This is a genomic window from Candidatus Mycobacterium wuenschmannii, assembly GCF_030252325.1.
GTDB lineage: Bacteria > Actinomycetota > Actinomycetes > Mycobacteriales > Mycobacteriaceae > Mycobacterium > Mycobacterium wuenschmannii.
The window spans coordinates 1,596,516-1,618,527 of sequence record NZ_CP126981.1 but is presented as its reverse complement, the minus strand read 5'-3'; the positions used below and the strand labels follow the sequence as shown (position 1 = coordinate 1,618,527).

Below are 22,012 nucleotides of genomic sequence, written 5' to 3'. Positions count from 1 at the left end.
ACCATGACCGTATCGAAAAGTAAGGAACCGCAATGAGAACCAACACCGGCGCCATCGCGCGTGTGGTGGCGTTCACCGTTGTCTCCCTTGCCTTCGTGTTCATCCTGGTGACGGTCTTCGGCCAGTTCCGCTTCGACTCCCACACCTCCTACAGCGCGGTCTTTTCGAATGTCTCCGGGCTCAAGGGCGGCAACTTCGTGCGCATCGCCGGCGTCGAGGTGGGCAAGGTCAGCGACCTCAAACTGCAGAAGGACGGCACCGTCCGCGTCGACTTCGCCATCGACAAGGGGCTGCGGCTCACCGAGGGCACCAAGGCATCGGTGAAGTACGAAAACCTGATCGGCGACCGGTATCTCGCGCTCGAAGACGGCCCCGGCCCGCCCCGACGGCTGCCGGAGAAGGCCACCATCCCGCTGGCCCGCACGTCACCCGCGCTCGACGTCGACGCCCTGATCGGCGGCTTCCGTCCGTTGTTCCGCGCGCTAGACCCCGACCAGGTGAACGCGCTGTCCGGCCAACTGCTGCGGGTGTTCCAGGGCGAGGGCGCCACCATCTCGTCAGTGCTCGGCGAAACCTCGGCCCTGACAACCACATTGGCCAACCGCGACAAGCTGATCGGCGATGTGATCAACAACCTCAACGTCGTGCTGCACACCTTCGGCACCCGCGACAAGCAGTTCTCCGACGGCCTGGACAAGCTCTCGCAACTCGTCGGCGCCCTGTCGGAGCGCAAGAACGACATCACCAAGGACGTGGCCTACATCAACGCCGCGACCGGGTCGGTCGCCGACCTGCTGACACAGGCGCGGCAACCGATCAAAGACACCGTGGTGCAGACGGATCGGGTCTCGGGACAGATCGAATCCGACCACACCTACTTCGACGACATCGTCCGGACGCTTCCCGAGGTCTACCAGGTGCTGTCCCGACAGGGTCTCTACGGCGACTACTTCGGCTTCTACATCTGCGATGTCGTCATCAAGCTCAACGGCCGCAACGGACAACCCACGTTCGTCAAGCTGGTGAGCCAGGTAACGGGGCGGTGCTTGCCGAAAAAATGACCTCGATCAAAGAACGCTTCCAGGCGCTGAACGCGAAACGGCGCAACATCAAGCCGCTCGCCGAGCGCAACCGGACCACCGTCGGTCTCGTCGGCATCGCCATCGTCGTCGCGCTGGTCGCCGCCGTCTTCTCCTACGAGAAGATCCCGTTCCTCACCGGAAAGTCCGGCTACTCCGCGTATTTCACCGAAGCAGGTGGTATCAAGCCGGACAGCGACGTGCGGGTGTCGGGTCTGTCGGTCGGCAGGGTGTCCAGCGTCAAGCTGGACGGCACCAAAGTGCTGGTCAGTTTCACCGTCGATGACGACGTCGCGCTGGGTAACCGCACCGAGGCGTCGATCAAGACCGAGACCGTGCTCGGCACCAAGATGCTCGAGATCACCCCGCGCGGCGACGGCAAGCTGCAGGGAGCGATCCCGGTGGAACGCACCCGCTCGCCGTACGATCTGCCAGATGCGTTGGGGGACTTGACCAGTACCGTCAGCGCGCTGGACACCGCGAAGCTGTCGTCGGCGCTGACCACGCTGGCGAACACCTTCAAGGACACGCCACCCGATCTGAAGGCTGCGCTGGAAGGTGTCGCGCAGTTCTCCAGCACGCTGGACAACCGGGACGCGAAGCTGCGCAGCCTGCTCACCAACGCCTACAAGGTCGTGGGCGTGCTGGGCAAGCGCAGCGACCAGATCGCCAACCTGGTGATCAACGCCAACGCGTTGCTGGCCGAGCTGCTGACGCAGCGCAACGCGGTCGACGCGCTGATGACCAACGTCGGGGCGGCGACACGGGAGATCTCGGCGGTCGTCGGCGACAACCGGACGCAACTCAAGCCCGCGCTGGACAAGCTGAACAGCGTGCTCGGGGTCTTGGACGACCGCAAGAAGGAATTGCAGCGCACCCTGTATCTGATTCCCAAGTACGCCATGTCATTTGGCGAGGTGCTCGGCTCGGGGCCGTTCTTCAAGGCCTCGCTGCCGAACCTGACGCTGGGGCAGTTCGCGCAGCCGTTCACCGACGCCGCGTTCTCCGATCTCGGGCTCGATCCGGCCACACTGCTGCCGTCGCAGCTCACCGATCCGGGCAACGGGCAGCCCGGAATTCCGCTGCTGCCGGTGCCATATCCGCGAACCGGGCAGGGCGGCGAGCCACGGCGGTCGATCCCAGACGCGATCACCGGCAATCCGGGCGACAGGCCCTGCAGTGTGCCGGGCCGGCCGGGCGCGCCCGGCTGCTATCCGCTCCGGCCGGAGCCGCCGGCGCCGCCGCCCGGTGGACCGCCGCCCGGGCCGCCGGCCGAGCTCAAGCCGCCGCCCAGGCAGACGCCGGTGTATCAGCCTGCGCCCAATGAAGTGCCTGCGAACGGGGGTCGCTGATGGCATTCGCGAAAGTCCGCGCGCGCCTTGACAACGGCGCCGCCTGGGTAGAGAGCCACCGACGCGTCACGAGGATCGGGACGGGCGTCAGCCTGCTGCTGATCCTGGCCGTCGGGATCAGCATGATGGTGTCGCCGTGGTGGAAGCAGGTGACTCGCAACACCTATATCGCCTACTTCCCGAATACCAACGGTGTCTACACCGGCGACGAGATCCGCATTCTGGGCGTCGCGGTCGGCACGATCGAGAAGATCGAACCGCAACCTCAGGCGGCCAAAGTCACGTTCACCGTCGACTCGCAGTACTCGCTGCCGGCCGACGTCAAGGCCGCGATCCTGTCGCCGTCGCTGGTCACCTCGCGCGCGATCCAACTCGTCCCGGTCTATTCGGGCGGCCCGAAACTGGCCGACGGCGCGACCATTCCGCAGGAGCGGACGGCGGTGCCGGTCGAATGGGACGACCTGCGAAAGCAATTGGAGAAGCTGACCGATTCGCTGCAGCCGACGACCGAGGGCGGGACCAGCGCGCTGGGCCAGTTCGTCAACACCTCGGCCGCGAACCTGCGTGGCGAGGGCGAGACCGCGCGGGACACCGTCATCAAGCTCTCGCAGGCGGTGTCGGCGCTCGGTGACCACAGCACGGACATCTTCAGCACGCTGCGTAACCTGGAGACGTTCGTCGCGGCGCTGACATCGAGCAGCGACCTGCTCGCATCGTTCAACAAGAACCTGGCCACCATCACCACGGTGATGTCCAATACGCCCAACGAGTGGGGTCAGGCCATCGCCGGGCTGGACGGCGCGGTCAATGACCTGCGGCCGTTCGTCGCCGAGAACCGCGAGGCCATCGGTACGACCTTCGACCACCTCAACGAGATCACCACGGCGCTGAACGACAGTCGCCGCGACATCAAGCAGACCCTGCACGTCGCGCCCAACGTGTTCCAGAACTTCCTGAACATCTACCAGCCGGCGCAGAGCGCGGTGACCGGGATTCTGGCGCTGTCGAACTTCGCCGATACCGTCCAATCCATCTGCGGCTCCATCGAATCCGATGGCCGCGTCGGTGCAAAGCAGTCCGCGCGGCTGTGCGAGCAGTACCTGTCTCCGATCATCAAGAATCGCCAGTACAACTTCCTGCCGATCGGTCTCAACCCATTCGTCGGGGCGTCGGCGCGTCCGAACGAGATCACTTACAGCGAGGACAAGCTCAACCCGCACATCCCGCCGCCCGGCGCGCCCCCAGGCCCGGCCCCGGACGCGCCGCCACCGGTGTCGCCGCAGGCACTGCCGGGTGGCGCGGTACCGCCGGGACCGATCGCGGTCCGTTCCACCGATCCGCAGGCGGGCCTGCCGGGTCTGATGGTTCCCGCCGCCGCGCCACCGGGAGGTACGCCATGAGGCGCATCGCCGTTGCGGCGGTGGTCATCTCGTCGATGCTGCTGACGTCGGGCTGCGGCGGTTGGCGCGGTCTCAACTCGCTGCCCCTGCCCGGAACCGCGGGACAGGGCAAGGGCGCCTACACCATTCAGGCGCAGCTGCCCGACGTCGTCGTCATTCAGCCGAACACCCGCGTGCGGGTGGCCGACGTCAACATCGGCAACGTCACCAAGATCGAGGTCCAGGACTGGCACGCGCTGGTGACAATGCGCATCGACGGCAGCGTCCACCTGCCCGAGAACAGCACCGCAAAGGTAGGCCAGACCAGCCTGCTGGGTTCCATGCACATCGAGTTGGCGCCACCCATCGGCGAGGCGCCGCGGGGTCAGCTGAAAAACGGCTCGGTGATCCCGCTGGCGAAGGCCGCCACCTATCCCACCACGGAGCAGACCCTCGCCTCGGTGGCGATCCTGCTCAACGGCGGCGGGCTGGGTCATATCCAAGAGCTCACCAGGACTTTCGCCACGGCGCTGAATGGCCGCGAGAAAGAGATGCGCAACCTGCTGACCCAGTTGGACATCTTCGTCACCGAGACGAAGAAACAGACCGACGACATCATCGAGGCCATCGACAACGTGAACCAACTTGCCGGTCAGGTGGCGGAGAAGGATGCGACTGTCGATAAGGCTTTGACGACGATCCCGCAGGCACTGGGCGTGCTCTCGGATACCCGCAAAGTGCTGGTGGACGCGATCGACAAGGTCGGCCAGTTCAGCGCCGTCGCGGCGTCCACGATCCAGCAATCGAAGAAGTCGCTCGTCGACAACTTCCGTAACCTCGCACCGGCGCTGCGAGAATTGGCCAACGCCGGGCCGGCGCTTACCCGCGGTCTGGACTTCCTCACCACGCTGCCATGGGTGAAAAGCACTGTGCCCAACTGGTTCCGAGGTGACTTCGCCAACATCTCACTGGTCGTCGACCTGACCTTGAGCCGGCTGGACAGCGGCTTCTTCACCGGATCGCGGTGGGAAGGAAACCTGACCGAACTCGAAATGCAGTGGGGCCGCACGATCGGCCAGATGCCCAGCCCGTACACGGCGGTCAACCCGCTGATCGCGCCGTACCACTGGGGGGGTTACTGAGATGGCCCGCTCGAATTCGCTGCGTCTGTCCCGCAGAATCTGGACCCAGTTGGGGATCCTGGCGTCGATCACCGTGCTGTCCATCGGCGTGATGGCATTCGGCTTCATCAAAGTGCCTGCGCTGCTTGGGGTTGGCCGCTACACGGTGAGGGTCGACCTGCCCGCGTCGGGCGGGCTGTATCCGACCTCTGTGGTGAACTATCGGGGCAGCGAGATCGGCAGCGTCAAGTCGGTCGACGTCACGCAGAACGGGGTGCAGGCCGTCCTCTCGCTGAAGTCCGACATCGCGGTTCCGCGCGACCTGACCGCGGCGGTGCACAGTCGCTCGGCGGTCGGTGAGCAGTTTCTGGAGTTGACCCCGCGGTCCGGCACTGTCAGCGACATGGGTCCGAAGCTGCGGGACGGCGACGTGATCGCCGTTGGCAGAACGCAGATTCCGGTCGACATCGGCTTGCTGTTGGACACCACCAACAAGGCACTCGTCGCCATCCCGCAGGACAACCTGCACACCGTCGTCGAGGAAGCGTCGAAGGCCGTCGCCGGTTTGGGACCGGAGCTGTCGCGCCTGATCGACGGGGGCACCGCACTGGCGATCGACGCCGGCAAGACCACCGACTCGTTCTCCCGGCTGATCGACGAATTCCCCCCGGTGGCGAGTTCGCAAGTGCGGACGTCGGATTCGATCGCGACGTGGGCGAAGCGGGTCAACGCGATCACAAGTCAGGTGAAGGAGCAGGACGGCAGGCTCGCGGACTTGCTCAACACCGCCGGGCCGGCGCTCGACGAAGGCACCGCGCTGTTCGACCGGTTGGCACCGACGCTGCCGGTGCTGCTGTCCAACCTGGTCAGCCTGGGCCAGATCACGGTGAACTACCGCAACGACCTCGAGCAGCTGCTGGTGATGTTCCCGCAGGGCACGGCGGTGATGTCGTCGATCATCGTGCCGGACCGGGTTGCCAAGATGGATTACAAGGGCATCTATCTCGACTTCAACCTGAACCTCAACTCGCCGCCGCCGTGCAACGCCGGTTTTCTGCCGGTGCAGCAGCAACGGGTACCGGTGCGGGAGGACTATCCCGACCGCACCAACGGCGAGTTGTACTGCCGCATCCCGCAGAACTCCGACATGAACGTCCGCGGTGTGCGCAACGTGCCGTGTGAGACCAAGCCGGGCAAGCGCGCCCCGACGGTCGAGATGTGTGAGAGCGACGAGCAGTACGTCCCGCTGAACGACGGCCTGTTCTGGAAGGGCGACCCGAACGCGACGCTGAGTGGTCAAAGCGTCCCGCAGTATCCGAAGGGTGGGGCGCCGTACTCACCGGGGGAGCACTGGCATCCACCCGTCGACCCCGCCGCGCCGAAGCCCGTACAAGCGATTCCCTACGACCCGCTGACCGGTAACTACGTCGGGCCGGACGGAAAGCATTACAGCGACTCCGATTTGGCCGCCGGAATGAAAGGCAAGACATGGCAGAGCATGATGGTGCCGCCGACGAAACCGAAACCGTAGAGGCCGGCGTCGAGGAGATCGACGCTGAGGACATCGACGCCGGAAGCCCCGACGAGGCGCCCAAAAGGTCGGTGCGCGAATGGTTTTCCGGCACCCGCGGTGTGGTCGTCGTCAGCGTGGCGGTGATCGTCGCGCTGCTCGGCGCGGGCGGCTGGTTGGGATACCTGGCGTACGCCGACCAGCAGACACAGGCGCGGCGCAGCCTCTATCTTCAGGTCGCGCGGCAGACCGCGATCAACCTCACGACGATCGACCACGCGCACGTGGAGAACGACATCAATCGCGTCCTGGACGGGGTGACGGGCGCCTTCCACGAGGAGTACCAGACCCGCTCGAAGCCGTTCGTCGAAGTCGTCAAGAAGGTGCAGTCGAAAACGGAGGGCACGATCGCGGAGGCCGGTTTGGTGTCCTACGCGCCCGACCAGGCGGAGGCGCTGATCGCGATATCGGTGAAGACATCGCTGGCCGGAGCGCCGCAGGACCAGGAGCCCCATCGCTGGAGGATGCGACTCACTGTCGAGAAGGCAGGCGATAGCGCGAAGGTGTCGAAAGTGGAGTTCGTGCCATGAGCCGAACGCCTTTGATGCAGAAGGAGGACTCGGCGATGTCTGACGACAGTGACCCGTCTGACGACGATGCCGCCCGGCGCGGCGACCTGGCCGACGCCGACGAAGCCGCCGACGACGCAGATCTGACCGATGACGACGAAGCGCTCGCCGAGGAACCCGAGGGTGACAAGTCGAGCCGCGGCCGCTTGTCCCGGACTCCTGTGCTGTTCATTCTGCTGCCCGCCGTGGCGGTGCTGCTCGGCGCCGCGGTCGGATATCTGACCTGGCGCGACTACGCGGCTCAAGAAGCCCGCGCGTCGATCGACCAGTCCATCCGGGCGGCGTCGGAGACCACGGTGGCGATCCTGTCGTACAAGCCCGAGACCGTCGACGAAGATTTGAAGTCGGCCGGGGACCGGCTCGCCGAGCCCTTCCGGCAGGAATACACGCAACTCGTGAAGGACGTCGTCGCCCCCGGAGCCAAGGAGCAGCACATCACCGCGGTAGCCACGGTGCCGTTCGCGGCGTCCATCTCGGCGTCCCGAAACCACGCTGCGGTACTGGTTTTCGTCGACCAGACCACCACCATCGGCAACGACCCGCCCACCCAGAGCACGTCGAGTGTGCGCGTCACGCTGGAGAAGGTCGACGGCCGGTGGCTCATTTCGCAGTTCGACCCGGTGTGACCGAAGGACAAGTGAGGCACAGATGATCCGTATGTCGAGGATGCTGCGGCACCTGTCGGTCGTGACCGTGACTTTCGGATGGCTTGCGGTGACGGCTATTTCGGGATCGACGGGCGTCACCAAGGCGGCAGGTTTCGAGACGCTCCAGGTGCCGTCCGCATCGATGGGCCGCAGCATCCCGGTGGCCTTCCTGGCCGGTGGTCCGCACGCGGCGTATCTGCTCGACGGCTTCAACGCCGCTCCCGATGTCAGCAACTGGGCAACCGCGGGCAACGGGTTCAACACCCTTGCCGGCAAGGGCATCTCGGTGGTCGCACCGGCCGGCGGCGCCTACAGCATGTACACCAACTGGGAGCAGGACGGCAGTAAGCAGTGGGAGACATTCCTGTCGCAGGAGCTGCCCGACTGGCTGGCCGCCAACAAAGGGTTGGCGCCCGGCGGGCACGGCGTCGTCGGTGTCTCACAGGGCGGGTATGCGGCAACGGCGCTGGTCACCTTCCATCCCGACCGATTCCGTTATGCCGGTTCGTTTTCCGGATTCCTGACTCCCGAACGCACTGGCGTCGACGGGACGGTCAGGGCCGCCCTTCTGCAAGGCGGCGCCGATAGCGGTGCCATGTGGGGGGCGCCGCAACTGGGCCGCTGGAAGTGGCACTCGCCCAACCAGAACATTCAGCAACTGGTCGACAACGACGCCCGCCTGTGGATCTACAGCCCGGGCAGCGGCGCGCCCAGCGATCCCGGCGCAATGGGCGGCACCGGCGACGTCTCCCAGGGCACCAACGCGCAGTTCTACTCCCACTTCCGAGACGTCGGCGGTACCAACGCCCACTTCGACCTCGGTCGCGGCGGCGGAGACGACTGGCCGAGCTGGTCGCGTCAGTTGAGCGCGATGTCCGCCGACCTCGCGGCCAACATCCGATAGGGGGAATGGTGTGACCAACAAGCGAATTCGCCTCCTGACGCCCGTGATCGCCGCGCTGCCGTTGGCTGCGGGTCCGAGCGTGGTCGCATCGGCGGCGCCCGGCGTTCCCGGCAACAACGACCGGCTCAACAACGGCATCGTCGTCAATGTCGACACCATCAAGGCGCAGCACGGCTGCACTACCAAGCTGAAGAAGAACCCGCAGTTGGAGGCGGCCGCGCAGCGGCACACCGTCGACGTACTGAACAACCGCAACCTCGACGCCGACGTCGGCTCGGACGGGTCGTCGGTAGCGGACCGAGCGCGGGGCGCGGGATACAACGGCGTCGTGGCCGAGACCGTGGCGATCAACAACTCGCTGGCCATCAATGACCTTGACGTGATTGGTAACTGGTACTACCGGCCGGACTACATGGCGATCATGTCGAATTGCGACAACACCCAGATCGGGGTGTGGTCGGAGAACAGTCTCGACCGCAGCGTGCTGGTCGCAGTCTACGGGCAGCCGGACCGATGACTCGCAGAGTTTGGCCGCTCGCCGTCGTCCTCAGTGCCGTGATCGCTTGCGTCGCAACGCCTGTCGCGCGGGCCGTCCCGGCTCCCGACATCGAGTTCATCTACGACACCACGGTGCGCAAGCAGTACAGCTTCGCGAACACGACCGAAGCGATCGACTATGCCCACGGGATCTGCAACAAGATCACCGGTGGAGCCGGTTACGGCCAGGTCATCGGTGACGTGAAACGCGATGTGTTGCCGAACGATGAGTACTCGGCGAATTACCTGATCTCGAACGCCGTGAACATCTACTGCCCGGCGCAACTGTGGCAATTGCGGAACTCGGCGGGCACCTATGTGCCGCCGCCTGGGTGAGTCAGTTGCCGGTGTCGGCGTTACCGAGGTCGGGACCGTAGTACGGGGGTGGGTAGTGGCCACGCAGCAGCCACGCGAATCCCGCGATGCCGTACTCCAGCTCATCGCTGGCGTCGTAGTCCGGGTTGGGGTTCATGGGGGTGAGCCTATCTCGTGAGGGCGCGGATCATCGGGCATACCGGCTTCACCCGGTGGTCCGGGCCAGACTTGCGGTGATTTTAACGATTGCCGTCCGGACCGGACGCGAGCTGCGACAACACCGTCTCGGTGTCCGTTGTGGCCCCGCGGTTGTACGGCAGCCTCGACAGGGCGTTACCCATCGCGCAGGTGTTGGAGACTGCGGCGAAGGTCAGCCCGCCACCGATTGCGGCGGCCAGCCACTTCAGCTTGGGAATGGCGACACTGCCGAGCACGGCGGACAGCACGATCGAGCCGGCGACCAGGCGGACTTGGCGCTCCAGGTCCCAACGCTGCACGCCGCGCTGGACATCGAAACCCTGGCCTTCCCAGTCGGCGATGCCCTTCTCCAGGACGGTTCCGTTCCCGACGCCCGCGCGCTGCAACAGCTGCTGTGCCTGGGTGGCGCGCTGGCCGGAACGGCACACCAGCACGATGTCGCGGTCGCGGTCGAGCGTCTCGGCGACCGTCGGGGCGTGTTCGTTCAACAGGTCCAGCGGCACGTTGAGGGAGCCGTCGATGTGAGAGGTCTCGAACTCGGCGGGGGTACGTACGTCGAGAATCCACAGCGGAGCCTCCGAGACGATGCGTTCACGCAGTTCAGACGAGGTGATGGCGGCAGTCATAAGCCCAGGGTTACCCCGCGCCGCCGCCGAACAGAGCGTTTGGCTCGTCGTGAGTCTTGCGCGTACTACCCGTGTGTCAGCGCGGAGTCGGTCGCGCCGGTCTCGTCGGTGTCGGCCCCCGGCACCTCTACCGGGTGCAGCATGTCCGCGTAGCGCAGCGACTCGGGAATTCCGAACCCGTCGACCAAGGTCTCGGCGTGCGGCCGTAGCAGCCGGCACCGGTCGTTGATGGCACGGGTGACCGCTTTGGCGCGCTCGGTGGACAGGAACCGGTGCTCGACGTACCAGGCCTTATCGTCCTCGATCACCGTCAGGGCGTACAGGTCGCAGACGAGCTCGAGAACCTCACGGGCCTCGTCATTTTCGCACCCGTCGATGCCCGCGACGAAGGCCTCGAGCACCACCCGGTCGATGTGCGCCTTCGCGGCGTGCAGCACATGGTCCTGCACCGAGTTGAACGCGTCGAACTCCGACATCTCCTTCGACTTGGCCTGCAGGCGCCGGGCCACCGACGCGATCATGTATTCCTCACGCTCCTCGAACATCTGGACCTGGGTGCCCCGGTTGAACAGGCTGCCCTCTTCCTCGTTGTCCTGCCGGGCGTCGATGACGGTCTGGATGATCGTCTCTGCCGCAGTGCGTTTGAGCACGCGTTCGCCGGCGAAGTTGGCCGCGAAACGCACCCATTCCACCGGACTCATGCCTTTGATGTCGTCGGCGTAGGCGGTCAGCAGTTCCTTGGCCACCAACTGAGTCAGCACATGGTTGTCACCCTCGAAGGTGGTGAACACGTCGGTGTCGGCGCGCAATGCAATGAGCCGGTTGTCCGCCAAATAGCCTGCGCCCCCGCATGCTTCGCGTGCCTCCTGGATGGCCGTGGAGGCGTGCCAGGTGTTCGCGGCCTTCAGGCCCGCGGCGCGCGACTCCAACTCGCGCTGCTCCTCGGCGTCCGGTGACTCGGTCGTCTGCAAGTCGTGGGTCTTGGACACCAGTTCGTTCTGGGCGAACTGCAGCGCGTACGACTTGGCGATCAATGGGAACAGCCGACGCTGGTGCACCAGGTAGTCCATGATCAGCACTTCGCCGTCGTCATCGGGTGCGGTGAACTGCTTGCGCTGCAACGCATACCGGGTCGCGATGTCCAGAGCCACCCGCGCCGCGTTGCCCGCGCTGCCGCCGACGGTCACCCGGCCGCGGATCAGCGTGCCGATCATCGTGAAGAACCTGCGGTTCGGGTTCTCGATGTCGGAGGAGTAGGTGCCGTCGGCGTCGACGTCGCCGTACTTGTTGAGCAGGTTGACCCGCGGAACGCGGACGTGGTCGAACACGATGCGACCGTTGTCCACGCCGGGCAGGCCGCCCTTGTAATGACAGTCCGAGGTGGTCACGCCCGGCAAGTCGTTGCCTTCGGCGTCACGGATCGGTACCAGCAGGCAGTGCACGCCGTGATTGACCTGCTCGCCCTTCTCGGTGGTGATCAGCTGCGCGAAAACCGCTGCGACGGTGGCGGTCTCGGCGGCACCGCCGATGTAGTCCTTGCGCGCGTTGGGGGTTTCGGAGTGGACGACGAATTCCTCGGTTTCGGCGTCGTAGGTCGCCGTCGTCTCGAGGGACTGTACGTCGCTGCCGTGGCCGGTCTCGGTCATGGCGAAGCAGCCGCGCAGTTCGAGGCTGATGATCTTCTTGACGTAGGCCTCGTGGTGGCGCTCGGTGCCGAGGTTCTCGACGGCCCCGCCGAACAGGCCCCACTGCACGCCCGCCTTGACCATCAGCGACAGGTCGGACATCGCGAGCATCTCGATCATCGTCACGGCGGCCCCGACGTTGCCGTTGCCGCCGTGCTCCTTGCGGAAACTATCCTCGGCCGCGCCCTCGGCGGCCATGATGCTCATCTGCTCGGCCACCTTGGTCCGCGCGATCACCGTGTTCGGTGTGTAGTGCGGGCGGAAGACGTCGTCGGCCAGTCGCTGGCGCATCTCGTTCTTCACGTCGCGAAAGCGTCCGTCGAGCGAGTTGCGCAAATGTTCCGCAATGGTGGTCATACCCGACGGTAACCGATGACAATTGGGTCGCCGAGGTCTACGGGCCGCTCCCGTTAACCAACGGTGTTTATAGTTCGTCGCGCGGTCGCCGTTATGCGGCCCGGGAAAGGTGCGCCATGGGCGGGACATCCCGCGCTTTCAGCAAGGAAGGCGCGGTCGACCATGACGTCGTCGCCGCCGCCTTGCACCCAAAGTTCACCGTGGCGACCGGACCCGAGCAGACCTCCTCGCACACCTGGCTGGACACCTTCGACTGGCGGCTGCACGCCGCGGGACTCTCGCTGCAGTTCGCCGACGGTGGGCCGCTGGTGCTGCAGTTGCCCGACGGCACCCGGCTGCAGGCTCCGCTGGCCGGCCTGAAGTGGCCCGCTCAGGCGCATGAGTTGCCGGCGGGGCCACTCCGCGAGGCGTTGACGCCGCTCATCGCCCCGCGGGCGCTGGCGCCGGTCGTCACCGTGCGCTCGGCGTCGCAGGAAGCGCGGGTGCTGGATGCCGAGGACAAGACCGTTGCGCGCCTGCTGACCGAAAGCGTCGACGACGGCACCAGCCAGTTGCGGATCCAGCCGTTGCGCGGATACGACGCCGACGGCGACCGGATCGCGCGCCTGCTGGCCAAGGTCGAGGGGTTCACCGCGGTCTCGACGACGCCGTACGACCTCGCGCTGACGCACGCCGCCCGCAGCCCGGCCAACGGAGGCAATGCGGTCGCGCCGCTGCAGTCGGAAACCCTTGCAGTCGTTGCCATTGCGCAGATGTTGAGTGGGTTCGCAGCCGTCATCGACGAGAACGTGCCCGGAACCATCGCGTCCGTCGACATCGAGTTCCTGCACGACCTGCGGGTCGCGGTGCGCCGTACCCGCTCGATCCTCAAGCTCGTCGGAGACGTGCTGCCCGCTCAGCTCGCCGAGCGATTCGCCCCCGATTTCAAATGGCTCGGCGATCTCACCACCCCGGTCCGCGATCTCGACGTCTACCTGTTCGACTTCGATGTCATGGCTGCCAGGCTGACGTCGGCGAGCCCCGGCGACCTCGACCCGTTCCGGTCTTTCCTGGTCAAGCACCGCACCGCGGAACGACGCAAGCTGGTGCGCGGGCTGCGCTCGAAGCGCTTCCACGACCTGCTCGGCGACTGGCGCGCCGAGTTGGACGAGGTGTCGGCGAACGCCGAGGGCGGCCCGACGGTCGCGGGGCTGGCCCGCCGCCGACTCCGGCAGGCCTACCGCAACGCGGCACGGCGCGGGAAGCGGATCAGCGAGGACTCGCCCAGCGACGACGTCCACGCGCTGCGCAAGCGCTGCAAGGAGCTGCGCTACCTGCTCGAGGTGTTCAAGCCGGTCTGCGACAGCACGCCGCATCGGGCGCTGCTCAAAGAGCTGAAGTCGCTGCAGGACATCCTGGGTGACTTCCAGGACGGCGAAGTACAGCGCGAGGCGGTGCATGAGTTCGCCGCGGCGATGATGGAGCAGGGCGCGGCACCGCCCACCACGCTGCTGGCGATGGGGGAGATGGCCGCGCAACTCGACGCGCACCAACTCAACGCCCGCGCCGCGCTGGCGAGCCGGCTGCAACCGTTCCTGGCCGACGAGAACCGTTCCCGCGTCAAGGCTTTGGTGCGTCGATGAGGGTTTACGCGACGTACAACATCAAGGGCGGCGTCGGGAAGACGTCGGCGGCGGTGAACCTGGCGCACCTCGCGGCTCTCGACGGGCACAACGTCCTGCTCTGGGATCTGGACCCGCAGGGCGCCGCGACCTACATGTTCCGGGTGCGGCCCAAGGTCAAGGGCGGCGGTAGGGCGCTGGTGGAGGGGTCGCGAACGCTCGACGACGCGATCAAGGCCACCGACTTCGACGGCCTCGACCTGGTGCCAGCCGACTTTCGGTACCGCAACCTCGATGTGCAGCTCGACGACATGAAGCGGCCGACGAGGCGGATCCGGGAACTGTTGCAGCCGTTGGAGAGTCAGTACGACGTCGTTTTCCTCGATTGCCCGCCGAGCATCTCGTTGCTGTCGGAGAACGTCCTGCACGCCGTCGACACGCTGTTGGTGCCGATGATTCCGGCGACGCTGTCGGTCCGCACGTTCGACCAATTGACCGGCTTCGTCAGCGAATTCGAGGGCCGCCAGCCGCGGGTGCGGGCATTCTTCTCGATGGTGGACCGTCGCAAGCGATTGCACTGCGACCTGGTGCAGCACCTGTCGACCGAACGGACGGGCATCATGCGCACCGCCATCCCCGCGCTGTCGGTCATCGAGCAGATGGCCGAACATCGCTCTCCGGTGACCGCGTTCGCGCCGACCAGTCCGGCGTCACACTGCTACAAGACGCTGTGGGCGGAGATCAACGGCGGCTGATGCCGGCGCGACGGCCGTCGCAGCCGCCAGCGCAGTGCCCCGGCGGCGAGGACACCGAATCCGATCAACACGCCCATGTCCAGCAGCCACTGCCCGGACGAGTGCCTCCACGAATCATCGGCCTCGGCAAGCGGATTGACCGCATGCACGTCGACGGTCGACGCAACGGCGGCGAAGCCCCAGCGCGACGGTACCAGCGCGGCAATCTGCTCGAGCGGTAGCCGGTCGGCGATCGGGAACAGCGCACCGGCAAAGACCAGCGACACCAGGACGATCAGGACCGCAATCAGCACGATCTGCTCGTAGACGGTCGCCGGTGACGACAGCGCGAGCGCGACCAACGCGGTCACGACGGTGATTGCGCTCAGTGCGAGGAACAACTCGACGGTTGCCGCAAACGCACTGTGGCCGAGCAGCGACCCGCCGTGCGTGGGCGCCTTGTGCCCGACGGTCGCGACGGTGGTGATGATCGCGATCTGGACCGTGGCGGTGAGGCTGTAGACCATGACCTTGCCGGCCAGGAAGGCCGACGCCGACAGGCCGTGCGCCTGCTCACGCCGGAAGATGCGCTGCTCGCCGAAGAGGTCGCGAACGCCAAGCGCGGTGCCCATCACGACGGCGCCGAAGACCAGCACGGCCAGCATGGACAGGGCCTGGTCGGGATTGTTGCCGTAGCGGCTGGCCGGGCCCAGGCCGGCATCGCCCGGTATCAGCAGGGTGATGGCCCCGAAGAGCACCGGCAGGATCGCCAGGAAGATGAAGTAGCGCTGATCGCCGAGCATCACCCACGCCTGCCGACGGGTCGATACGGTGATCTGCCGCAACATGTTTCGGCGCACCGCGGGAGCGGCCGGGGAGTCGGTCGGCGGTGGCGGCTCCGGCGGTGGCGGCTCCTGCAGGCGGGCCAGGTACTCGTCGTGCGCGCCGTAGGGGTCGTTGCGGGCACGCTTGACGATCGCCGCCCAGTCGGTGGTGCCCAACTGCGGCCCGATCTGGGCAGGCGGGCCGGCGAACACCGGGATGCCGGTCGGGGTGAGGAGCACTACCTGGTCGCATACGTCGAGATCGGTCGGCGCGGTTGTCGCCTCCAGCACGACCCGACCTTCGTCGGCCACCAGTCGGAGCAGGGCCGTGATGCGTTGCGCAGCTTCCGGTTCGAGGTCGGCCGTCGGCTCGTCGAACACGATCAGCGCCGGGTCGGTGAGCAATTCCACGGCCAGGGATGCCCGCTTGCGCTGCTCGGCGTCCAGCGTGCCCGCCTTGGCCGTGCGGAGCCCGGTCAGCTCGACCTTGTCCAGCACCGATCGGATGGTCGCGCGGCGCTGGTCCGCGGAAGTCTCTGGCGGCAAACGTAATTCGGCCGCGTACTGCAGCGCCTGCTCGACGGTGAGTTGCGGGCGTAGCAGGTCGTGCCGCGGCACGACTCCGACATGCGGGCGAACGTCGTCGGCGGCGACTTCGTGGCCGTCGAAGTCGACCTCGCCCACGCTCGGTTGCACCGTGCCGGCGAGCACGTCGACCAGCGCGGAGGTGCTGGCCTCGGACAACCCGATCACCGACGTGACCGTGCCGGGTTGCGCGCTGAACGACAGGTCGGCCAGCGCCTGCTCGCCGTCGACGCTCAGCCGGACCCGGCGGGCCTCCAGCGGGCCGGCGATCGTCGTGGGCCGCGGAGTCTCGGCCGGCGCCTCGGCCGTGGGCCGCTTCGCCGGACGTGCAGCCGCTGCGAAAATCCGGCCGAGTTTTCGCCGCCAATGCACGCTCGGCTGTTTGGCCTCGCTCGGGGCCGGGGCCGGGGCCGGGGCCGGGACCGGGACCGGCGGCGGAGGTGCGGCAACCGGCGCTTGAGCGGGCAGTGGCGGAGGAGGGGAGGCGGGGGCGGTGCCCACTGCGCCGGGGGTGGCAGCGGCGCCGGCCGGGGCGCGGGCGGCGGTGGAGGTGGCGGCGGGAAATGCACGACGGGTCGCGGCGGCGGGGGCGGTGGCAGCGGGCGCTGCATCGGCGGAGGTGGCGGCGGAGGGGCAAGGGATGGCGGAGGCGGGACCCGCGCGGGCGGGGGCGCAGCAGTCGGGGCGGGCAACTGGAACACCAGTCGCGGCCCATGCTCCGGATCGCCGAGCGTGACCGCACGGCCGTGATGAATGAAGACCGTCGACATCCGGACCCCGTCGACGTACATCCCGGCGGGGCTGCGGTCGACCGCGATCCATTGCGTGCCGTTGAAATGCAGCACCACCAGGGGAGCGACGGCTCCGTTGAATCCCTTCAGGCGTACGTCCGCGCCGCTGTCGACTCCGACGGTGACGTCGCGGTCGGACGCGAATGCGTACTTACGCGGGCCGAGCCATACGACCAGGGGGGTGCCGAACATAGCTGAGAACACATCCACCCCCTTGCTCGCCCGTTGTCTTGAGTCGAGCCTTCATTATCCAGCCACCGTCGCGCGCCGAGAATCCGCGCAGGCCAGACAACCCCAGGAGTGTGTTACTAGCGAGGTCCGCCGGGCCGCCGGACAGGCGCCGAGTCGTCGAGCAGACGGCGGAGCACGGTGACGGCCTCTGCCAGCGTCTGGCGGTCGGCCTCGCCGAGGTCGGCGAGTTGCGGCTCGATCGCGCTAGCCCGGTCGGCGCGGACGCGGTTCAGCGTCCGCATCCCCTCCGCCGTGATCTTGATCCGCACCGCGCGGGCATCGCCGGGGTCGACCGTGCGGGTGACCAGGCCGGCGTCCTCGAGGCGTCGCACCTGCGTGGTCATCGTCGGCTGCGAGCAGTGGTCGACTGCGGCCAGGTCGCAGATGCGGGCCTCGCCGTGGGCGTCGATCGTCGAGAGCAGGCGCGCCTGCGCGGCCGGCAGTTGCATCTGAATGCGTTGCGTGGCGTAGCGATTGAGCCGCGCCACGACGGCGAGCAGATCCGCGCCAAGTCCGGCGACAGCCTCCTCGGCGGCGGCGCGCTCAGTGGTTGCGGATGGCGTCATGCGTATATAGTTGCATAGCTAGGCTATCTAGGGCACGAACCGGCCAATTTCAGTCTTGTTAACTCAATCCCACCCCCTTTGTTTGCTCGCGGGCGCAGCCGGTGAGTGCTGGCAGAATTGATGCAATGAACGCGACTCGCCCTGCGTCCGGGACCCCTACGTCCCGCTCGCTGCGTCCCGGCGAGCTCGCGCAGGCATCCGTGATGGCCGCGTTGTGTGCGGCCACAGCGATCATCTCGATCGTCGTGCCGTTTGCCGGCGCCCTGTCACTGCTGGGCACGGTTCCGATGGGATTGCTGGCCTACCGGTACCGCATCCGTGTGCTGGTCGCTGCGACCGTCGCCGCCGGCCTGATTGCGTTCCTGATCGCCGGCCTCGGCGGCCTGATCACCGTCGGCAACAGCGCCTACGTCGGCGGATTGACCGGAGTGGTGAAGCGTCGGGGCCGTGGGACCGGAACCGTCGTCGTGGTGTCGGTGCTCGCCGGCGCGGTCTTCAACGTGTTCGCGGTGGCGGCGCTGGCGCTGCTGTCGCGGTTGCGGCACCTGATCTTCGATGCGATCACCGCGAACGTCGACGGCTTCGCAACCGTGCTGAGATCGCTCGGGCAGTTCGCGCGTTCCCACCCGTTCCCGCAAAGCGAGCGCATCGGCAAGAACCTCGAAACCGCGGCCCACTCCATGCAGTGGCTGTTGGCGGAGGCGCTGCATTACTGGCCCTGGCTGATCTTCATCAACGGGATCTTCTCGATCGTCGTCGTGTCGCTGATCGGCTGGTGGGCGCTGTCGCGCGTGCTGGACCGGATGCGTGGCATTCCCGACGTGCACAAGCTGGATGCGCCGGTCGACAGCGCCCCGGTCGGCCCGGTCCCGGTGCGCTTGAATCAGGTGCGATTCCGTTACCCCAACACCGACCACGACGCGTTGCGGCCGGTCAACCTTGAGGTCAAGGCGGGCGAGCACCTGGCGATCACCGGGGCCAACGGTTCCGGCAAGACGACCCTGATGCTGGTTCTGGCGGGCCGCGAGCCGACGTCGGGCACCATCGATCGGCCCGGTTCCGTGGGCCTGGGGCGCATCGGCGGTACCGCGGTCGTCATGCAGCATCCCGAGAGTCAGGTGCTGGGCACCCGGGTCGCCGACGACGTGGTGTGGGGTCTGCCGCCGGGTACCAAAACCGATGTGGCCGAACTACTTCGCGAAGTCGGACTGGACTCGCACGCCGAACGCGACACGGGCAGCCTGTCCGGCGGTGAGCTGCAGCGGCTGGCCGTCGCGGCCGCGCTGGCGCGCGAACCGGCGCTGCTGATCGCCGACGAGGTCACCAGCATGGTCGACCAGGAGGGTCGCGACGCCTTGCTCGGTGTGCTGTCCGGGCTGAAGCGCCAACATCGCACCTCCGTCGTGCACATCACCCACTACAACAACGAAGCCGAATCCGCGGACAGCACCATCAATCTCAGCGAATCGGGCGACAACACCAACATGGTCGAGACCATCGCGGCGCCCGTCGTCGTCTCGGCCGCTGCCCAGGCGTCCGGACCGGCGATCCTCGAAGTCAGCGGCGTCAGCCACGAATACAACAGCGGCACACCGTGGGCCAAGGCCGCACTGCGCGACGTGACGTTCGCGGTGCACCAGGGCGACGGCCTGTTGATCCATGGCGGCAACGGCTCCGGAAAGTCGACGCTCGCCTGGATCCTCGCCGGGCTGACCGTGCCGACCGCCGGCACCTGTCTGGTCGGCGGACGTCCCGCCCATGAACAGGTCGGTGCCGTCGCGCTGTCTTTCCAGGCGGCGCGACTGCAGCTGATGCGCAGCCGGGTCGACCTGGAAGTGGCTTCGGCAGCGGGCTTTTCACCCAAGGACCACGACCGGGTCGCACAGGCGTTGGCCGTCGTCGGGCTGGACAGCGGGCTGGGCAAGCGCCGCATCGACCAACTCAGCGGCGGGCAGATGCGCCGGGTTGTGCTGGCCGGTCTGCTCGCCCGCTCGCCGCGGGCGCTGATTCTCGACGAGCCGCTTGCGGGCCTGGACGCCGAGACGCAACGCGGATTGGTGCGACTGCTCGAGGAGTTGCGGCGCGAGCAGGGGTTGACCGTCGTGGTGATCTCCCATGACTTCGCCGGGCTCGAGGAGCTCTGCCCGCACACGCTGGATCTGCGCGACGGCGTGCTGCATGCGGTGTCGACGGCGGCGGAAGGAGTGTCGTGACCACCACGCCGCCCGACGCGCGACCCGAGCGCCGGCCATCGCGCTCGGTGGTGCTGCTACGTCCGGTGCCGGGAACCTCGGTAATCCACGACCTGTGGGCCGGCACCAAACTGCTTGCCGTGCTGGGTATCTCGATCTTGTTGACGTTCTATCCGGGCTGGATCGCGATCGGTCTGGTGGCGGCCCTGGTGCTGACGGCGGCCCGACTCGCGCACATTCCTCGCGGTGCGCTGCCGAATGTGCCGCACTGGTTGTGGATTCTGTTGCTGCTCGGTGGCGTCTCCGCGGCGTTCGCCGGTGGCAGCCCGGTGGTTCATCTGGCCGGATCGTCAGTCTGGCTCGGGGGACTGTTGAACTTCCTGCGGATCACCACGTTGTCCTTCGTGCTGCTGGGCCTGGGAGCGATGGTGTCCTGGACCACCAATGTTGCCGAAATCGCACCTGCGGTAGCAGCTTTGGGCCGCCCGCTGCGTTGGTTGCGGGTTCCCGTCGACGAGTGGGCGGTCACGATCGCGTTGGCGCTGCGGGCCTTCCCGATGTTGGTCGACGAGTTCTCGGTGCTCTACGCCGCGCGCCGACTGCGGCCGAAACGTAAGGCGGACACCCGTCGGGCGCGCCGCCGGGGGCGGGCACGCGAGGCAGTCGATCTGATCGCGGCGGCGCTCACGGTGACGTTGCGGCGCGCCGACGAGATGGGCGACGCCATCACCGCGCGCGGTGGCATCGGCCAGATTTCCGCGGTGCCGTCGCGGCCGAAGCAGGCCGACTGGGTCGCTCTGGCGATCACGGTCGCGGTGTGTGCCGCGGCTGTCGCGCTCGAGATTCGTACCGGTATCACCGTTGGGCGGCGGCGTTAGCTGAGTCCTGCGCGCGGCGCAGCGTGGTCGCGACGTCGCTGCGGCCCAGGAACATCTCGTCGAAATACGGCTTGAGTACCTGGTTTCCGGCGGCGAAGCCGGCACCGCCCGGCGCGGCGATCCGCGGGCCATCCAGGACCCGGAAGAACGGCCGTACGTCGATGCCCTTGCTCAACCAGTAGTCGAAATACACCCGCTGCGCGGACGTGACCGCGGGGATTGCGCTGCCCAGACGGCCGATGTACTGGTTGCCCTCGGTGCTGCCCAGCCAGGCCAGCACCTGCTTGACCGCCTCGGGGTGTGCCGACGCCGAATTCCCGGCCGCCGCAATGCCGTTGGTGACGCTGACGCGGCCCCTGGGCCCGATCGGCAACATGGCGAGGCCCCAATGGAAGTTGGCCTGCCGCGAGATTATCGCCAGGTTGTAAGTCCCGGACTGGAAGAGCGCCATCTTGCCGGCCAGGAACTGGTTGCGGGAGAAGTCGCCGTTGTCGTTGGTCTCCGACGCCGGTGGCGCGACGTGGTCGCGGTTGATCAGGCCGACCAGGTAGGTGAACGCCTCGACCGCGGCCGGGTTGTCGAAGGCGAAGCGGTCGCCGTCCTGGTACTGACCACCGGCCGAGCCGATGTAGTTCAGGTAGATGCCCTGCGCGTCGTTGGCGGCGTTGTAGCCCCACTGCCGCACCCGGCCGGGATCGAAACCCGGTGTGCCGCCGGGGTGTCCGTCAGCGTCGACCGTGAGGTGGTTCAGCAGCGGCCGAAGCGTGTCGTCGCCCGGTCCCCAGTGCAGTGCGGCGAGGTCGGCGGCGTCGACCCCGGCGGCGGCCAGCAGGTCGGCGTTGTAATACACCGCGACGCCGGCGTCGGTGAGTTGCGGTACACCCCAGAGCTTTTCGTTGCGGGTGAATTGTTGGACAACGGACGGCTCCCACGCCTGCGCTGCTTTCGGGCCGAAGGTCTTGCCGATGTCGAGCAGGCGACCGCTGTCGGCGTAGCCGGCCAGGTAGGCATTCGAAACCCAGAAGATGTCGTCGGCGCTGCCACCTGCGACGTCGGTGCGCAACGTGGTGAAGTAGTTCGAGTACGACACGACATTGGTGTGCACCTCGATGCCGGGATGCGTTCGGCCGAAGGCCGCGAACGACTGTCGATACGCGGCGGCGACCTGCTCATCCCACAGTCGCACCGTGACCACAGTTTTGCCGCCGACCGGTCGCGACGTCACGTCGAGCACCACCACGGCCAACACCAGCAGCGCGGCGATCAGCACG

The 22,012-nt window shown here is 67.1% G+C and carries 19 protein-coding genes and 1 pseudogene; 14 read left to right on the top strand and 6 right to left on the bottom strand.

All coding sequences use genetic code 11. The annotated features are described in order from the left end of the window. Positions 1 to 32 precede the first annotated feature (32 nt). The 10 genes from PT015_RS07870 to PT015_RS07825 are packed head-to-tail and all read left to right on the top strand — an operon-like array spanning position 33 to position 9,494. Positions 33 to 1,061 (top strand): MCE family protein, encoded by a 1,029-nt coding sequence (locus PT015_RS07870; protein ID WP_285190074.1) that lies wholly within the window; start codon positions 33 to 35, stop codon positions 1,059 to 1,061. Beyond that, the gene (locus tag PT015_RS07865) at positions 1,058 to 2,431 is read left to right on the top strand and encodes an MCE family protein (RefSeq protein WP_285190073.1); all 1,374 of its coding nucleotides are present in this window, start codon (positions 1,058 to 1,060) and stop codon (positions 2,429 to 2,431) included. Before PT015_RS07870 ends, PT015_RS07865 begins: the two co-directional genes overlap by 4 nt. After that, positions 2,431 to 3,831: an MCE family protein gene (locus PT015_RS07860; protein ID WP_285190072.1), complete on the top strand. Its 1,401-nt coding sequence runs from the start codon at positions 2,431 to 2,433 to the stop codon at positions 3,829 to 3,831. Before PT015_RS07865 ends, PT015_RS07860 begins: the two co-directional genes overlap by 1 nt. Beyond that, positions 3,828 to 4,952 carry an MCE family protein gene (locus PT015_RS07855; protein WP_285190071.1) on the top strand — a complete coding sequence of 375 codons (1,125 nt, stop codon included), beginning with the start codon at positions 3,828 to 3,830 and terminating at the stop codon, positions 4,950 to 4,952. The genes PT015_RS07860 and PT015_RS07855 overlap by 4 nt, the downstream gene beginning before the upstream one ends. 1 nt (position 4,953) lies before the next feature. Continuing rightward, positions 4,954 to 6,462 (top strand): MCE family protein, encoded by a 1,509-nt coding sequence (locus PT015_RS07850; RefSeq protein WP_285190070.1) that lies wholly within the window; start codon positions 4,954 to 4,956, stop codon positions 6,460 to 6,462. After that, a complete protein-coding gene (locus PT015_RS07845) occupies positions 6,420 to 7,031 on the top strand; it encodes an Mce protein (protein WP_285190069.1) in 612 nt (203 codons plus the stop codon). The genes PT015_RS07850 and PT015_RS07845 overlap by 43 nt, the downstream gene beginning before the upstream one ends. Positions 7,032 to 7,066: 35 nt before the next feature. After that, the gene (locus PT015_RS07840) at positions 7,067 to 7,696 is read left to right on the top strand and encodes a hypothetical protein (protein WP_285190068.1); all 630 of its coding nucleotides are present in this window, start codon (positions 7,067 to 7,069) and stop codon (positions 7,694 to 7,696) included. 22 nt (positions 7,697 to 7,718) lie between these two features. Then, positions 7,719 to 8,621, top strand: a complete 903-nt coding sequence (locus PT015_RS07835; RefSeq protein ID WP_285190067.1) for an alpha/beta hydrolase family protein — start codon at positions 7,719 to 7,721, stop codon at positions 8,619 to 8,621. A 10-nt stretch (positions 8,622 to 8,631) separates the two neighbouring features. Further along, a complete protein-coding gene (locus PT015_RS07830; RefSeq protein WP_285190066.1) occupies positions 8,632 to 9,138 on the top strand; it encodes a CAP domain-containing protein in 507 nt (168 codons plus the stop codon). After that, positions 9,135 to 9,494, top strand: coding sequence for a DUF732 domain-containing protein (locus tag PT015_RS07825; RefSeq protein WP_285190064.1), 360 nt, complete (start codon positions 9,135 to 9,137; stop codon positions 9,492 to 9,494). Before PT015_RS07830 ends, PT015_RS07825 begins: the two co-directional genes overlap by 4 nt. 1 nt (position 9,495) lies before the next feature. Here PT015_RS07825 and PT015_RS07820 read toward each other — a convergent pair. The 3 genes and pseudogenes from PT015_RS07820 to PT015_RS07810 all read right to left on the bottom strand — a co-directional run. Then, positions 9,496 to 9,633: pseudogene (locus tag PT015_RS07820) on the bottom strand (hypothetical protein); the annotation flags it as partial. A 79-nt stretch (positions 9,634 to 9,712) separates the two neighbouring features. Then, entirely contained in the window at positions 9,713 to 10,297 is a 585-nt protein-coding gene (locus tag PT015_RS07815; RefSeq protein ID WP_285190063.1) for a rhodanese-like domain-containing protein, read from the bottom strand. 65 nt (positions 10,298 to 10,362) lie between these two features. Further along, positions 10,363 to 12,339 carry an acyl-CoA dehydrogenase family protein gene (locus PT015_RS07810; protein WP_285190062.1) on the bottom strand — a complete coding sequence of 659 codons (1,977 nt, stop codon included), beginning with the start codon at positions 12,337 to 12,339 and terminating at the stop codon, positions 10,363 to 10,365. Positions 12,340 to 12,455: 116 nt separating this feature from the next. Between PT015_RS07810 and PT015_RS07805 the strand changes: the two genes are divergently transcribed. Further along, positions 12,456 to 13,961: a CHAD domain-containing protein gene (locus PT015_RS07805; RefSeq protein WP_285190061.1), complete on the top strand. Its 1,506-nt coding sequence runs from the start codon at positions 12,456 to 12,458 to the stop codon at positions 13,959 to 13,961. Then, entirely contained in the window at positions 13,958 to 14,695 is a 738-nt protein-coding gene (locus PT015_RS07800) for a ParA family protein (RefSeq protein ID WP_285190060.1), read from the top strand. Before PT015_RS07805 ends, PT015_RS07800 begins: the two co-directional genes overlap by 4 nt. On the opposite strand, the gene PT015_RS07795 is transcribed toward PT015_RS07800, so the two are convergent. Both PT015_RS07795 and PT015_RS07790 read right to left on the bottom strand, forming a co-directional pair. Beyond that, positions 14,659 to 16,455 carry an ATP-binding cassette domain-containing protein gene (locus PT015_RS07795; protein ID WP_285190059.1) on the bottom strand — a complete coding sequence of 599 codons (1,797 nt, stop codon included), beginning with the start codon at positions 16,453 to 16,455 and terminating at the stop codon, positions 14,659 to 14,661. The two genes, PT015_RS07800 and PT015_RS07795, sit on opposite strands and share 37 nt — an antisense overlap. A gap of 727 nt (positions 16,456 to 17,182) precedes the next feature. Further along, on the bottom strand, positions 17,183 to 17,671 hold the full coding sequence (locus PT015_RS07790) for a MarR family winged helix-turn-helix transcriptional regulator (protein WP_285190058.1): 489 nt from the start codon (positions 17,669 to 17,671) through the stop codon (positions 17,183 to 17,185). A 125-nt stretch (positions 17,672 to 17,796) separates the two neighbouring features. On the opposite strand from PT015_RS07790, the gene PT015_RS07785 reads away from it, so the two are divergent. Both PT015_RS07785 and PT015_RS07780 read left to right on the top strand, forming a co-directional pair. Further along, the gene (locus PT015_RS07785; protein WP_285190057.1) at positions 17,797 to 19,884 is read left to right on the top strand and encodes an ABC transporter ATP-binding protein; all 2,088 of its coding nucleotides are present in this window, start codon (positions 17,797 to 17,799) and stop codon (positions 19,882 to 19,884) included. Then, entirely contained in the window at positions 19,881 to 20,741 is an 861-nt protein-coding gene (locus tag PT015_RS07780; RefSeq protein WP_285190056.1) for an energy-coupling factor transporter transmembrane component T family protein, read from the top strand. Before PT015_RS07785 ends, PT015_RS07780 begins: the two co-directional genes overlap by 4 nt. On the opposite strand, the gene PT015_RS07775 is transcribed toward PT015_RS07780, so the two are convergent. Then, complete coding sequence (locus tag PT015_RS07775; RefSeq protein ID WP_285190055.1) at positions 20,719 to 22,011, bottom strand: ABC transporter substrate-binding protein; 1,293 nt, start codon at positions 22,009 to 22,011, stop codon at positions 20,719 to 20,721. The genes PT015_RS07780 and PT015_RS07775 overlap by 23 nt on opposite strands. Between the last annotated feature and the right edge of the window lies 1 nt (position 22,012).

Excerpts from the sequence above, each read along its gene's own strand:
- PT015_RS07870 (WP_285190074.1), top strand. The coding sequence starts at position 33 with ATGAGAACCAACACCGGCGCCATCGCGCGTGTGGTGGCGTTCACCGTT.
- PT015_RS07865 (WP_285190073.1), top strand. The coding sequence starts at position 1,058 with ATGACCTCGATCAAAGAACGCTTCCAGGCGCTGAACGCGAAACGGCGC.
- PT015_RS07860 (WP_285190072.1), top strand. The coding sequence starts at position 2,431 with ATGGCATTCGCGAAAGTCCGCGCGCGCCTTGACAACGGCGCCGCCTGG.
- PT015_RS07855 (WP_285190071.1), top strand. The coding sequence starts at position 3,828 with ATGAGGCGCATCGCCGTTGCGGCGGTGGTCATCTCGTCGATGCTGCTG.
- PT015_RS07850 (WP_285190070.1), top strand. The coding sequence starts at position 4,954 with ATGGCCCGCTCGAATTCGCTGCGTCTGTCCCGCAGAATCTGGACCCAG.
- PT015_RS07845 (WP_285190069.1), top strand. The coding sequence starts at position 6,420 with ATGGCAGAGCATGATGGTGCCGCCGACGAAACCGAAACCGTAGAGGCC.
- PT015_RS07840 (WP_285190068.1), top strand. The coding sequence starts at position 7,067 with ATGTCTGACGACAGTGACCCGTCTGACGACGATGCCGCCCGGCGCGGC.
- PT015_RS07835 (WP_285190067.1), top strand. The coding sequence starts at position 7,719 with ATGATCCGTATGTCGAGGATGCTGCGGCACCTGTCGGTCGTGACCGTG.
- PT015_RS07825 (WP_285190064.1), top strand. The coding sequence starts at position 9,135 with ATGACTCGCAGAGTTTGGCCGCTCGCCGTCGTCCTCAGTGCCGTGATC.
- PT015_RS07815 (WP_285190063.1), bottom strand. The coding sequence starts at position 10,297 with ATGACTGCCGCCATCACCTCGTCTGAACTGCGTGAACGCATCGTCTCG.
- PT015_RS07810 (WP_285190062.1), bottom strand. The coding sequence starts at position 12,339 with ATGACCACCATTGCGGAACATTTGCGCAACTCGCTCGACGGACGCTTT.
- PT015_RS07805 (WP_285190061.1), top strand. The coding sequence starts at position 12,456 with ATGGGCGGGACATCCCGCGCTTTCAGCAAGGAAGGCGCGGTCGACCAT.
- PT015_RS07800 (WP_285190060.1), top strand. The coding sequence starts at position 13,958 with ATGAGGGTTTACGCGACGTACAACATCAAGGGCGGCGTCGGGAAGACG.
- PT015_RS07790 (WP_285190058.1), bottom strand. The coding sequence starts at position 17,671 with ATGACGCCATCCGCAACCACTGAGCGCGCCGCCGCCGAGGAGGCTGTC.
- PT015_RS07785 (WP_285190057.1), top strand. The coding sequence starts at position 17,797 with ATGAACGCGACTCGCCCTGCGTCCGGGACCCCTACGTCCCGCTCGCTG.